Raw genomic sequence first — 13,534 nt, forward strand, 5'->3', positions numbered from 1 at the left:
GGCGGAAGTTATGGCACGTTTCTTTATCGATCGCCCCATCTTCGCATGGGTGATCGCGATTATTATCATGCTGGCAGGTGTCCTGGCCATTAAGGCCCTGCCGGTTTCCCAGTACCCGGATATAGCGCCGCCAACCATTGTGGTTGCTGCCAACTATCCAGGTGCGTCGGCCAAAACTGTTGAAGACTCTGTGACCCAGGTGATTGAACAGCGCATGACAGGTCTAGACCACCTGCGCTATATCAAGTCCACCAGTGACAGCTTCGGTAACGCCGAAATCACTCTGACCTTTAACGCCGAAGCTGATCCCGACATCGCCCAGGTTCAGGTTCAGAACAAGCTGCAGGCCGCCATGGCCTTGCTGCCTCAGGAAGTAACGGCTCAAGGTGTCCGGGTTAACAAATCCAGCTCCGGCTTCCTGATGGTAGTCGCCTTTATTTCTGAAGACGGCTCCATGACCAAGGCCGACCTCGCCGATTACGTAGGTTCCAACGTTCAGGACCCCATGAGTCGTGTGCCCGGTGTGGGTGAAACCACCCTGTTCGGTGCCCAGTACTCAATGCGTATCTGGGTCGACCCACTGAAGCTGACCAACTACAACCTGACGACTCTGGACGTGATCGCCGCGATCAGAGAACAAAACGCCCAGGTTTCTGCCGGTCAGCTGGGTGGTGCCCCTGCGGTTCAAGGCCAGGAGTTGAATGCGACTATCTCGGCCCAGAGCCGTTTGCAGACGCCTGAGGAATTCCGCAACATCATCCTCAAGTCCAACGCCTCGGGCGCCAACGTCTATCTGGGCGATGTTGCCAAGGTTGAGCTGGGTTCCGAGAGTTACGCCATTGAGTCACTCTATAACGGTCGCCCCGCTACAGGTTTGGCAATCAAGCTGGCTACCGGTGCCAACGCGCTGGATACTGCCGAAGCTGTTCGCGCCAAAGTCGAAGAGATGCGTCCCTTCTTCCCGGCCGGCATGCAGGTGGTGTATCCCTATGACACAACCCCCTTCGTGAAGAACTCTATCGAAGGTGTGGTTCATACTCTGCTGGAAGCCGTGGTACTGGTGTTCGTCATCATGTATCTGTTCCTGCAAAACTTCCGCGCCACCTTGATCCCAACGATCGCCGTGCCTGTGGTTTTGCTGGGTACCTTCGCCATCCTGTCCTTCACCGGATTCTCGATCAACACCCTAACCATGTTCGCCATGGTACTGGCTATCGGTCTCTTGGTGGATGACGCCATTGTGGTGGTGGAGAACGTTGAGCGGGTGATGTCGGAAGAGGGACTTAGTCCCAAAGAAGCGACCAGGAAGTCCATGGGCCAGATCACCGGCGCACTGGTGGGTATCGGTCTGACACTGTCAGCTGTGTTTGTACCTATGGCCTTCATGTCGGGTTCTACCGGGGTTATTTACCGTCAGTTCTCCATCACTATCGTATCGGCGATGGCCTTGTCGGTATTGGTGGCAATCGTACTGACTCCGGCGCTCTGTGCCACTATGCTCAAACCGTTGAAGAAAGGGCATACCCACGCAGAAACCGGTTTCTTCGGTTGGTTTAACCGCAACTTCGAGCGCATGACGGGTAAGTACGAAGGTACTGTTGCCGGCATCATCAAACGTTCGGTACGTATGAGTGCCATCTATCTGGCACTGGTTGTGGCCGTAGGCTGGATCTTTATCCGCATGCCAACCGCCTTCTTGCCGGACGAAGATCAGGGCATTTTGTTTACCCAGGCGATTCTGCCAACCAACGCCACTCAGGAAAGTACCCTGAAGGTATTGGAGAAGGTCTCGGATCAATTCCTGGCAGACGAAAACGTCAAATCAGTTCTGAGTGTGGCAGGCTTCAGTTTCGCCGGTCAGGGTCAGAACATGGGTATCGCCTTCGTCGGACTGAAAGACTGGTCTGAGCGTACTGCTCCAGGCAGTGATGTTCAGGCGGTTGCCGGCCGCGCCATGGCGGTGTTCAGCCAGATGAAAGAAGCCTTTGTGTTTGCCTTCGTACCACCTGCGGTAATTGAGCTGGGTACGGCCAACGGTTTTGACCTCTTCCTGCAGGATAAGAATGGTCAAGGACACGAAAAGCTGGTTCAGGCCCGTAACCAACTGCTGGGCATGGCGGCTCAGAATCCCAACCTGGTGGGTGTACGCCCCAATGGTCAGGAAGATGCGCCCATGTATCAGCTACACATAGATCATGCCAAGCTGCGTGCGCTGAGTGTCAACATAGGTGATGTCAACAACGTGCTTTCTGCCGCTTGGGGTGGCTCCTATGTCAACGACTTCATCGACCGTGGTCGGGTGAAGAAGGTGTATGTTCAAGCCGATGCCAAGTATCGGATGCAACCTGAAGATCTGGACTCCTGGTATGTGCGTAACACCCAGGGAGACATGGTGCCCTTCTCAGCCTTTGCCACCGGCAGCTGGGAGTATGGTTCACCACGTCTGGAACGCTTCAACGGCCTGCCGGCGATGAACATCCAGGGTGCGACAGTTCCAGGCTTCAGTACCGGTGAAGCGATGAACATCATGGAAGGCATGGTTGACCAACTGCCTCCAGGCTTTGGTATCGAATGGAACGGCCTCTCCTACGAGGAACGTCTGTCAGGCAACCAGGCGCCTGCGCTCTACGCGCTGTCGATTCTGGTGGTATTCCTGGTACTGGCGGCCCTGTATGAAAGCTGGTCTGTGCCTTTCGCGGTAATTCTGGTGGTGCCTCTGGGTATTATCGGTGCCCTGATCGCCATGAATGGCCGCGGCCTGCCAAACGACGTGTTCTTCCAAGTGGGTCTGTTGACTACTGTGGGTCTGGCGACCAAGAACGCCATTCTGATTGTGGAATTCGCCAAGGAGTACTATGAGCAGGGTGCCAAGCTGATTGACGCGACACTGCATGCGGTGCGGGTGCGTCTGCGGCCAATTCTGATGACCTCGCTGGCATTTGGCCTCGGGGTTGTGCCACTGGCCGTCAGTACCGGCGTGGGTTCAGGCAGTCAGAACGCCATTGGTACCGGGGTACTGGGCGGTATGATCAGCTCGACCTTCCTGGGTATCTTCTTTATCCCACTCTTCTTCGTGGTGGTAGAGCGCATGTTCAGTAAGCGTGAGCGCGAAGAACGCAAACTGCGAAAACAGGCCGAGTAATTCGCCTGTCACCTCAAAGCCCGGCCTCTGTGCCGGGCTTTTTGTTGTCTGCAGCAGGCTACTTCTCCATTGAGCTTCAATCACTTAACAGCTGCATACCTCACATCCGGCCTCTGGGCTTGGCATGCCGCCCAAAATGTAAAATTGGAGGGAAACAAAGGGTTAAAGAAGCTGGTCAAGCGCGCCAATAAAGCTTAGGATCTGCACAGAAAACAGCACTTTTTGGAGTAATTCACCTTATGGGTATCAGAGCCATAGTCGTCGACACCGCCGGCACTACGACAGATCTTAACTTTATTCAGGATGTGCTTTTCCCCTATTCGGCCAAGGCATTGCCGGAATTTTTGGAACGCTATCAAGATAATATCCTGGTAGAAAACTGTATCAGCGACACCAAAGAGATGGCGCTGGAGCCGGATGCCGATCTGCCGCGGGTAATAGAAATACTCCAGCAGTGGGTTGCCGAAGACCGCAAGGCCACGCCGCTGAAAACGCTGCAGGGCCTGATCTGGAAACAGGGCTATGCCAAGAACGAGTTCACCGGTCATATCTATCCTGACTTCATTAAAGCCATCAAGGAATACAAGGCTCAGGGACTCAGGATATACAGCTTCTCTTCCGGCTCAGTGGAAGCCCAGAAGTTACTGTTCAGCCACAGTGACGGCGGCGATCTGACCGAGTTGTTCAACGGTCATTTTGATACCCGCACCGGCGGCAAGCTGGATAAGCAAGCCTACTGCAACATCATTAACACCATAAGTCTGAGCCCCAAGCAGATACTGTTTGTCTCCGACATGGTGGACGAACTCAAGGCCGCTGCCGCTGCCGGGCTGATCACCTGCCAAATGGTACGAGAGGCCGGACAACGCACAGGCGATTTCCGGCAGGTGAAGAGTTTCGCCGAGCTGAAGATTGACTGATAACAAGCAGAGTTAGCCGCTAAATCAAGGGGAGCCAATGGCTCCCCTTATTGTTTACAACACCTATTTCGTATCCCGGAAAACCAACGCCTGTACGGAATGTAGTTCCCCTCTTGAGACAGAGAGCCGCTGTTGTTATCCTGAGCCAACAAAAATAAAACGGTCGTTTAAATATGGAAGATTTTACTCAGCGTTACCCACAACACTCACAAATCCCGGTGGCCTGGGGCGAAATGGATGCCCTGCAACACGTCAACAATGTGGTCTATTTCCGCTACTTTGAGACCGCCAGAATCGACTTCTTCAACCGCCATTTTCCCTTGGGTGAGATGTACAAACAGGGAATGGGGCCGGTAATAAGTGAGAATCAGGCCAGGTACAAGCGCCCGGTCACCTACCCGGATACCCTGTTGATAGGCATCAGAATAAGCGACATAGGTGAAGACAGGTTTACCATGCATTACGAGGCGTACAGTAAGGCGCAGCGAGCCATTACCACTACAGGCAGCTCTGTCGCCGTCATGTACGATTTCAAGAAAGGCACCAAGGCCAAACTACCGCAGGAACTGCTGACGATTCTCAGGCAACACAGCCAGGAAGCTTAAGTCAGGGCTCGAGAACAGGCTGGCGCCAGCCCTGTCGCAGTTTGCGCCTGTGCTGCTGTACCAAACGCAGTGCCCGGTACAGATCTTCTGTCGACAGTTCCAGGTAACGGCCGCCGTAAAACCACAGTGGACCGTACAACTGTCGGCCATGGGTTATGCTGATGGGTAACATCAGGTCATCGTTCAGCAGCAATTTCAGTTTCATGCCCTGATGCAAACGGCAGGCGGAGATCAAACCAACCCCGCCGCGGCTGATATCTTTGATATTTCCAAGCCCCAGCTTGCCGGGGCGCCACCAGTGCCAGTGTCCCAGTTGCACCGTCATGCCATCACAGTCGAGCAGGAAGTCGGCGTCATTACCCAGCCTCAGGCTGATACGCAAATGCTCGCGTCGCTGCGCCTCGTCACTGCTATTGTCCGTCATCACTGGTACCTGTCCCTTGGCTGATTAAAGCGGGCCGCCTCATTGGCCTCAAAGAGTGCCTTTCCGCCTGCCAGGCTCTGGATCTGCTCGGAGGCTTCCTTGGTGAGGATCAGTATCTCCACTCTGCGATTGGCCGGGTTAAAGGGCTCATTATTGATAAAGGGCACCCGGTCGGCCATGCCGTTAACCTGAAGAATCTGCCCCTGACGCACGCCACCAAACTCTATGGTTTGTCTGGCGATCAGCGCCCTTTCACTGGACAACTCCCAATTGGTATAACTGCGACCGACATAGGGCAGCGAGTCGGTATGGCCAGAGATGATCAGTTGATTTTTAACCTGTTGCAAAACAGGCGCCAAGGCCAACAACAGATCTTCAAAATAGGGCCGCATCTGCGCCTGGCCCACTTTGAACATTGACTGTTCATTGTTGTCGTGAATGCGGATCCTTATTCCCTGAGGCACTGCGTCCAACTGAACGTTTTTACCCATACCCGCCTGGTCGACGACCCGCTGGATCTGCCGCGCCAACACTTCCAGTTGCACCTGAGTGGCGAACTCGCCTGGGATAATGGCATTTAGTTTGGGCCCCATACCGGCCTTGGGCTGCCACTTGCCTTCTGGTACATGGGTGCGCAGCGCAGGGCCACGCATCTCATCACCACTGGCCGGGGTAGGAACCACAGGTTGCTGCACACTGGGTTGCCCTTGCAGATCGATGAGCGAGGGGATGTTACGCAGATCGAAAGGGTTGATATCGCCGGAGGGATACAACTCACCATTCAAGTACTTAACCACGGTTTCCCGCTCTTTTTGATCCGCCACCTGCATGATCCACAGCACCAAAAACAACGCCATCATTGCCAGGGTAAAATCGGCAAAGGCGACCTTCCAGGCGCCACCATGAGCACCGTGTTGTTTGCCCGCCCGAGCACGACGGACAATGATAGTTTCCTGTCTTGGTGCCATTAACTTCTCTGTTCTGTCAGTATCTGTTCCAATTCCACAAAGCTGGGACGGCTCTCGGTCTGGATCTGTTTGCGGCCGGCATCTATCGCCTGTATCGGCGGTTTGCCCTTGGCGAACGTCGTCAGCATGGCGGCAATACACTTGAGCTGGCTGATCTGCCGATCCACTTGATGTTCCAGCGCCTTTGACAACGGCTCGAGCAAGCAATAACAGGCGAAAATCCCAATAAAGGTGCCCACCAAAGCAGCCGCTACCTTGACCCCGATCAGGCTGATGGGGCCATCAATGTTGGACATGGTAATGATGATCCCCATCACAGCCGCCAGAATACCGAATCCCGGCATGGCTTCGGCGATTCGTCCCAGTGCCAGCGAGGGGCGCAGGCTGTCTTCTTCGATTCTGTGGATCTCTTCCTCGAGTATCATTTCCAGGTCGTGGGGAGAGATTTTACCTATCGACTGCAGGCGCAGGTTATCAACCAAAAACTGCAGCAACTGAGGGTGTTCAAGCACCACCGGATACATCAAAAACAACGAACTCTCGTCCGGATTTTCGATATGGGCATCCAGCACCTTCATCCCCTGGGATTGGATCTGCGCCATCAGCATGTTCATCAGGCCAAACAGCTGAGGGTAGAGTTCCGGCTCAGGAGTATCCTGTCTGGCGATCTGGCGCAACTGCTGCCACAGCTCCACCAGTACAGCGCGGGGGTTGGCAATCAGCAAAGAGCCGATGCCGGCACCTAGGATGATCAGGATTTCTGCCGGTTGCCACAAGGCCAGCAGATTGCCGCCGGCCCAGGCATAGCCGCCGAAGACACACACCAAAATCACCATTAAACCAACAAACTTACTCATTATCAGGTTTCCAAATCAGAGTTGAGCCTGCCGATAAATCGCCTGTAACTGGCGCACGGCAACCTTGTGTAATTGACATATCCGGGTTTCGGTTAACCCCAGGGTGGCTGCAATCTCTCTGAGATTGAGTTCATGCTGATAATAAAGCGACAGAATTACCTGTTCTCTGTTGCTCAGTTGCTTGATTGCCGCAATTAACAGCTGATTGCGTTCAAAATCGACAATTTCCTTGTCCTGACCGCCCAGTGACAACCCCTCTCCCAGCATCTCATCCAAACTGGTCATGGATTCTGCCAGGGTTGCATGCAGGTAATCCCGGTACTCTTCCTGGGTCAGGCCCATTCTTGCAGTGACTTCACTGTCTTTCGGGTAACGGCCCAACTCCCGGGTCAACTGCCTGACCACATCGTTGAATGAGTGTGCCTGCTGGCGCACCGAGCGTGGCCGCCAATCCAGGCGCCGCAGTTCATCGAGAATGGCGCCACGGATCCTCTGGCCGGCAAAGGAGATAAAGCCGGCATCATATTCACCCGGATAGCGCCGGGCAGCCTCCAGCAGGGCCATCAGAGCTATCTGCTCCATGTCCTCCTGGCCGATAAGCGGGCCACAATGACTCTTGAGGGAACAAACTGTGCGTTTTACCAAGGGCAGATATTGATGTAACAACGCCTGCTCGGATTGCCGCTCATTGCCATACGCCTGATAACCCAAATCATAGGCTGTCATCTCACTGTCCAAGGCGCCTCCTTTACTGGATGACCATACGGGTGAACAGGACCTCTTCAATATCCAGAGTAAATTGATCTTTGGTCAGCACCTTGATCAGGGATTCTCTGGCCTCCAGTTGCAGCGTTTCCAGATTCTGCGGTTGATTCAGCACGTTGAAAGACTTGCTGCTGAACATTCGCATCATGGTGTTGCGAATAAGTGGATCGGCAGCCTTGATCTCCTGGGCCGCATTGTCACTGCGGGACTTGAGCGCCAGCTCAAGCAACAGGTAGTGGGGATATTCATCACCCGGTACCGAAATAATCATCTTATCCAGCGGGTAAAAACTGGCCTGTGGTTGCACTTCTTCTTCCGCCGATAACCATTTCCCCAACCATGCGGGCGGCTGATGGCCGATGAAAAAACCGCCTCCAGTGGCCAGAATAAGTAACGCAACTATGAGTAAATTTCGTTTCATATCAATCTTTCATCTCTATCATCAGGCCAGTAGGTTCAGTTGCCTATCGCGTCTGCGCTCGGCTTCTGTGTCACCTTTGGTTTCGTCCACCCGGGATGAAGCGATCGCGCCGGCATACCCTTCTCTGGCATCCTGCTCAGGTTGGTGTCGCTCGCTGTCGGTGGCTACATCCAGGGAAATATTGCCTTTGTGTTCCATGGCCAGTTCACTGCGCAGGCGTTCCAGGCCGCTGAGCAGAGCATCGCGCACATGGTTGTTGGCCGCATGCATCTGAATATGCAGCCGGTCACCGTCGAGGCGAATGTTCAGTTCTATCCGTCCAAGCTCGGGAGGGGTTAATTGCAGCTCGGCGGTTTGAATGCGTTGATCTATCTGAAAGCGCAGTTGATCTCTGAGTGGCAGCAACAGCTCTCTGGCATGCTGCACCTGAGTTCCCTGAGCGCTCAGAGGCAAGGGGCCCCACTGGCTCACGCCCGGGCGCTCGCTTGTCAATGCGGCAACCTCCGGCTGCAGACCAAGCTCAGCCACAGGCTTGCTGGAAGGATCTGCATGCCAGGCCGCCAGCTGCGCCGCGGCATTGACCGTTAGCTGTTGCGACGGCATGGCGGTCTGCGCCATGGTGCCAACGGGCAGAAAAGGCGTGCCTTTGGCCTCAGTTGCCGCACTCGAAACTTGAGTAGCCGCTTGAGGGAAGGCGGCGGCCAATTGCAGGCTTTGTCCCCGCATATCACCCGCACCTCTGCCCTCACCATTGAGCGGGTTCGCTGCCACAGGTTGGCTGATGCCTGCCAGTGACAGATTGGTTTGCTGCGTGCCCACAATGCCCTGCGCCGTGATGCCGGCCAAAGGTGGCACTGTATTTTCACCATGACCTTGGCCCTGCAATTGCGCCAAGGGTGCTCCTGGCGGAGTGGTCACTTGGATTGCAGTTGGCTGCATCAAAGGCGGCAAGAGTTCCTGCGCCACCACAGTATTGGCCTGCATCTCGCCTGCCGACTCTGTCCCTGATTCCCTATCCTCTACTGTGCTGCTTTGCCCTTGAGTAGTCTTTACCTGAGAGCCCTTCTCTTGAGCACCCTGCGCTTTGGCATTCATACCGGAAGCTGTGGAGTTGGCCGGCTGAGTCGCGGCCTGAGAAAGAGACTGTTCTTCCTGCCGATAAGAGTCCTTTCTGCCACTGCTGTCCGGGTGAGCGGACAAGGGCACTTTTTTCGCCGGCGTTTCAGCCAGCGCCGGGATCAGCGCAATACTCAATACAGGTCTCCTTTACTCATGTTTCCCTCTTGAAACTCGGGTTGGCTGAGTTGGGTCAGTTGATAGGCGGACATGCCCTCTTGTTGTGCCAGCAGTTGCTGCATCTGCCGCTGTAGCGATTCACTCTTGGTTTGCAGCTGTTGCATCACTTGCGAGTGACAAAGCTCCAACTGTTTGCGCGCCTGTAACTCAGCCTGAGAACGGGGCTTTCCCTGCTGCCTGAGCAACTGGATCATCTGCCGGTTGACCCGGCATACTCCCTGCCAGTCTTCGGCCGCTGCCTGCTGTTGCAGGCGTTGTCCCAAGGCTTGCCAGCGGGCTATCACAGACTCACTCAAGTTGGGCCCAACCTTCCCTAATCTGTTGAATAACCTGCACCACAGGTTGCAGTGCCTCTGGGTTATTTTCGACACTGGCGCTAACCAGTTGACGGCTGCAATAGTCATAGAGACGGTTGAGGTTGGTTGCTACTTCGCCGCCGTTTTCAATGTCCAACAACACATCAAGCCCATGGATCACATTCAAACACTTGTTGATACTCTGGCCCTTGGCCTCAAACGCCTTGCGTTCCATATGCCCCGAGGCTCTGGCCAGTTCATCCAGTAAGCCATCCAGCAACATACGCACCATCTCATGGGGGTTGGCCGCCGCAGCCCGGGCATCCAAGCTGGCCTGACGGTAGCCGCTGAAAGGATCCTGCTCATAAAACATCGAATAATTCCTCAGTAAAACAATCCACTGGCGCTGTTCAACTCATTGATGGTGGTTTCCATCGCGGTGAACTGCTTCAGATAGATCTGATAACGCTGTTCCATCATACGGTTATGGCGTTCCATATTGTCTTCGACCCGGTCCAACTGGCGTTTCAGGTTGTTCTTCTTCATATCCATATAGCCATCGAAACGGGTATAAGGTTTAGTGATCTCCTGAACCTTATCGACCATGCCGCCCTTGGCTCCGAAGAGATCACTGATCGCCTGCGGTTGGGTCTTCAGGGCGTTTTCCAGCTTTTTCTCATCCAGCTTTAGCTCACCATTACGGGTCAGTTCGATACCGGCGTCGGCCAGAGTCAAACCATTGGGAGCAGCCTGGAAACTCAGCTCACGCAGCCTTTGTTGCAGGGTTCTCAGGCTGGTATCACCCTTGAGGATCCCCAGCTGACTCTCATCTATCTTGCTGCTCTTGCTATCCTTGTCGTCCTTGTCTTTCGAGTCATCCAGGGCATCAACCCCCAGGCCTCGAGTCAATTGACTTATCTGCCGCAGCAGTTCATTGACTGTATCCACATAGGCTTTAACTGCCTCTTTGCCGGCTTCTTGATCCGCCTTGATACTGATATTGCTGCTGTCACCGGCTTCATGAACCTTACGCAGTTCGATATCCACCCCGTCCACAACCTGAGTCAGCATGTTGCTGGCCGAGGTGATACTCATGCCATTGAGCGTAGCCTTGGCATCCTGAGCAGCCTGAGTCTCGACCATGCCCCAGTCAGCACCATCCAGACTGATACTAATACTGTTGGCCTTGCCGGTTTCCTTCGAGGTCAGCATCAGCTGCACCTGGCCGCCGGTGCGTACCAGGCTAGCCTGCACGCCAGGGTTGTTGGGATGCTGGTTGATCATATCCCGCAGCTCACTGACAGAAACGCTGCCACCGCTGTTAACCATGGCCAGATCCACACTCATGCTCTTGCCACCCATGCTGATCTGAATAACCCCGGATGCCGGCAGAGTGGCATCTTCCGATGCAAAGGGCTTGACCAGTTGGTGTGCCTGAGCCAACTGCTCTACCGACAGCTGAAAATTCCCCTGCGGCGCCTTGGCCGAGCTGCTGACATAGATGTTTTCATCTGTGACCTCGGCGATATTGCCCTTGAAGGCATCGGTCCCCAGGGTTGTCAGTTTGCTGTTAAGACGATCGAGCCCCTTATCCAGCAAGGTGTAGGCATCCAACTGTTTCTGGTAGCCCGTCTTGCTGCTTTGATAGAGATTGTCTTTACCGGCCCTCTCGGCACTGATCAGCTGCTGCGCGAATTGGGCACCACTCATTCCGGAAATCATTTTCAACTCCTCATAGACACAGACTCGTGTCCTTGGAATATTCGGGGATAGCAAGAGGTATGCCATTCAAACGGCAAAGCTAACCCTTTGTAAAATTTGAAAGTTATTTAAGAGTGACTACTGTAGCTTGGTACAGTCTCTTCCTCGGAAGGCCTCAAACAGGAATCAGCTCTTCCGCCGTTTCTTTGTCGAGCTTAAAAAAAAGCGCCATCTTGACTGACGGCGCTTGGAACAAAATTTTTGCTTAGCCCAGCAGACCCATAACCAGACCAGTGTTCTGGTTGGCACGGGACAGTACGTTGGTACCAGCTTGAACCAGCAGTTGGTTCTTGGTCATGGCAGCTGATTCGTTGGCGAAGTCAGCGTCCATGATGCGACCGGCAGCAGCCTTGGTGTTTTCGGTCACGTTGGCCAGGTTAGAGGCAGTGTGGCCCAGACGGTTGATGTTGGCACCCAGAGTAGAACGGTTGGTACCGATTTCATTGATGTAAGTGTTGATGGTATCCAGATCGGCAATATCCAGAGCTGTTTCATCAGGTTGAGCACCCAGAGTCACTGTCATGGTTTCAGCCTTGCTGGCACCAATCTGCATGGCAACACCTGTACCCAGTTTGGTGAAAAGTTTTTCACCGGCATATTCAGTGTTGGTCTTGATACGGGTAGCTTCTGCTGTCAGTGCATCAAATTCAGATTTCAGAGCGGCTTTGTCATCGGCAGAGTTCACACCGTTGGCGTGTTGGGTTGCCAGCTCTTTCATACGGTTGGCGATAGAGCTCAGTTCACTCAGGGCACCGTCGGCTGTTTGCAGCATAGAAACGCCGTCAGAGATGTTACGGCTGGCAGTGCTCATACCAACAACGTTGGCGTTCAGACGGTTGGCAATTTGCAGGCCAGCGGCGTCATCATCGGCACCATTGATGCGCATACCAGTAGACAGGCGCTCCATGGCGGTAGACAGCAGGCTGTTGTTTTTGTTTACGGAGTTCTGGGCAACCAGAGAGGCATAGTTAGTATGTACAGACAACATGGTTTGTTTCTCCCGAAGAGTGTATTTGTGTCATTAACAACAAAGCGACCCGAAAAAACCAAACTGAAAGCCTGATTGAAAAAAACTTTAAAAAGACCAAATTATTTGAGCAGATCCTCGGCGTGACCTCGGCCGATGTTGGCCTGAGCCAGCAACGCCTCCAGTTGCGAGCCGAAGCAAGCATCCACAGGTGGCAGAGAAATTTCCCCTAGTTGCTGCGATAAATTGCTGGTAACTTGCTGTTTCTGTGCCTGCCAATCCTGACGCCAGTGTTCTATCCGCCGCGCAGTACGCTCCAGCTTGGCCCGGGTCTGACGCAACATCTCCGGGCTGTCGAAACGCCATTCTCTGGGATCGCGCCAGTCGAGCAGTTCTTCCAGCCTGATATTGTGCATCTCACCGGCCGGCAGGCGCATACCCTGGCCACTGAGACTGAGATTACCCTGCAGCTGTTGCCACAGTTGGTCATCGCATTCAAACACAGCCTGTTGGTTTTCGACATTGAGTGAGATACCCAAAGGCGCCAGCTGCTCGTTGATTAACTGTGCCAAACGGCTCGGGTCGGTATTGGCCGGCAGTTGCAACGACAGGCTCTGTGGCCCATCGGCACCCGGCAGCAGCAGTTGCAGGCTTTCTTCCCTGTGTTTGGGCTCCAGCAGGGAAACCGCCTTAAGTCGAAAGCGCCGCCGCAAGGCTCTGCGTCTGGGATAGATGATGTTGAACATGGGATCCCACAAGGGGTACTGCAGATAACTGGGCTGCAACTGCTGCAACTGCTTTTGCAGCGACAACAGTCGCTCAAACTGCTCGGCAGAAGGCTTGATAAGCAGCAAGGGCCGCATCCTCTCAAGAACCCGCAGCACCTCTTCAAAACCTGCATCCACCAGCTGCATGGCACTGATGTTATGTTGCAGCCGGGTGGCCCGCTCCCAGCGCTCGAACGCCACTTGCCGATAAGGCAGCAGCTCGCGCCAACTCTCCTGAGCGCTGTTGACCACTGTCATATCGAGCAGGGGGGCACTCTGGCTGATGGGTCTTATCTGCCCGGCCAGTTGCAGGGCATCGGTAACCGAATGGATCATGGCACCCTA

The 13,534-nt window shown here is 54.3% G+C and carries 14 protein-coding genes; 3 read left to right on the forward strand and 11 right to left on the reverse strand.

Annotated features, from left to right (window positions below; translation table 11 throughout):
- The first annotated feature begins 10 nt into the window (after positions 1 to 10).
- From ACF8D4_RS11575 to ACF8D4_RS11585, 3 genes are all read left to right on the forward strand, one after another.
- The gene (locus tag ACF8D4_RS11575) at positions 11 to 3,142 is read left to right on the forward strand and encodes an efflux RND transporter permease subunit (RefSeq protein WP_025888418.1); all 3,132 of its coding nucleotides are present in this window, start codon (positions 11 to 13) and stop codon (positions 3,140 to 3,142) included.
- 239 nt (positions 3,143 to 3,381) lie between these two features.
- A complete protein-coding gene (gene mtnC, locus ACF8D4_RS11580) occupies positions 3,382 to 4,062 on the forward strand; it encodes an acireductone synthase (protein ID WP_208135095.1) in 681 nt (226 codons plus the stop codon).
- 173 nt (positions 4,063 to 4,235) lie between these two features.
- On the forward strand, positions 4,236 to 4,667 hold the full coding sequence (locus tag ACF8D4_RS11585; protein ID WP_107110827.1) for a thioesterase family protein: 432 nt from the start codon (positions 4,236 to 4,238) through the stop codon (positions 4,665 to 4,667).
- 1 nt (position 4,668) lies between these two features.
- Here ACF8D4_RS11585 and ACF8D4_RS11590 read toward each other — a convergent pair whose 3' ends face one another.
- The 11 genes from ACF8D4_RS11590 to ACF8D4_RS11640 all read right to left on the reverse strand — a co-directional run bounded on the left by ACF8D4_RS11590 (position 4,669) and on the right by ACF8D4_RS11640 (position 13,525).
- Complete coding sequence (locus ACF8D4_RS11590) at positions 4,669 to 5,091, reverse strand: hypothetical protein (RefSeq protein ID WP_208125286.1); 423 nt, start codon at positions 5,089 to 5,091, stop codon at positions 4,669 to 4,671.
- Positions 5,091 to 6,059: a flagellar motor protein MotB gene (locus ACF8D4_RS11595; RefSeq protein ID WP_221060392.1), complete on the reverse strand. Its 969-nt coding sequence runs from the start codon at positions 6,057 to 6,059 to the stop codon at positions 5,091 to 5,093. The genes ACF8D4_RS11590 and ACF8D4_RS11595 overlap by 1 nt, the downstream gene beginning before the upstream one ends.
- Positions 6,059 to 6,916, reverse strand: coding sequence for a flagellar motor stator protein MotA (gene motA, locus ACF8D4_RS11600; protein WP_025009154.1), 858 nt, complete (start codon positions 6,914 to 6,916; stop codon positions 6,059 to 6,061). The genes ACF8D4_RS11595 and motA overlap by 1 nt, the downstream gene beginning before the upstream one ends.
- Before the next feature lie 15 nt (positions 6,917 to 6,931).
- The gene (locus ACF8D4_RS11605) at positions 6,932 to 7,642 is read right to left on the reverse strand and encodes an RNA polymerase sigma factor FliA (RefSeq protein WP_044736031.1); all 711 of its coding nucleotides are present in this window, start codon (positions 7,640 to 7,642) and stop codon (positions 6,932 to 6,934) included.
- Between the two features lie 22 nt (positions 7,643 to 7,664).
- Positions 7,665 to 8,102, reverse strand: coding sequence for a flagellar basal body-associated protein FliL (gene fliL, locus ACF8D4_RS11610; protein WP_037474831.1), 438 nt, complete (start codon positions 8,100 to 8,102; stop codon positions 7,665 to 7,667).
- A gap of 21 nt (positions 8,103 to 8,123) precedes the next feature.
- Positions 8,124 to 9,356: a flagellar hook-length control protein FliK gene (locus ACF8D4_RS11615; RefSeq protein WP_345852309.1), complete on the reverse strand. Its 1,233-nt coding sequence runs from the start codon at positions 9,354 to 9,356 to the stop codon at positions 8,124 to 8,126.
- The gene (locus ACF8D4_RS11620) at positions 9,353 to 9,694 is read right to left on the reverse strand and encodes a hypothetical protein (protein ID WP_045283780.1); all 342 of its coding nucleotides are present in this window, start codon (positions 9,692 to 9,694) and stop codon (positions 9,353 to 9,355) included. Before ACF8D4_RS11620 ends, ACF8D4_RS11615 begins: the two co-directional genes overlap by 4 nt.
- Positions 9,687 to 10,067 carry a flagellar export chaperone FliS gene (gene fliS / locus ACF8D4_RS11625; protein ID WP_025009148.1) on the reverse strand — a complete coding sequence of 127 codons (381 nt, stop codon included), beginning with the start codon at positions 10,065 to 10,067 and terminating at the stop codon, positions 9,687 to 9,689. Before fliS ends, ACF8D4_RS11620 begins: the two co-directional genes overlap by 8 nt.
- Before the next feature lie 11 nt (positions 10,068 to 10,078).
- Entirely contained in the window at positions 10,079 to 11,416 is a 1,338-nt protein-coding gene (fliD, locus tag ACF8D4_RS11630; protein ID WP_071237320.1) for a flagellar filament capping protein FliD, read from the reverse strand.
- 244 nt (positions 11,417 to 11,660) lie between these two features.
- On the reverse strand, positions 11,661 to 12,443 hold the full coding sequence (locus ACF8D4_RS11635; protein ID WP_028780425.1) for a flagellin: 783 nt from the start codon (positions 12,441 to 12,443) through the stop codon (positions 11,661 to 11,663).
- Between the two features lie 101 nt (positions 12,444 to 12,544).
- On the reverse strand, positions 12,545 to 13,525 hold the full coding sequence (locus ACF8D4_RS11640; protein WP_342188734.1) for a hypothetical protein: 981 nt from the start codon (positions 13,523 to 13,525) through the stop codon (positions 12,545 to 12,547).
- Between the last annotated feature and the right edge of the window lie 9 nt (positions 13,526 to 13,534).

The sequence above is a fragment of the Shewanella sp. YQ_9 genome (assembly GCF_043103185.1).
GTDB classification, from domain to species: domain Bacteria; phylum Pseudomonadota; class Gammaproteobacteria; order Enterobacterales; family Shewanellaceae; genus Shewanella; species Shewanella algae.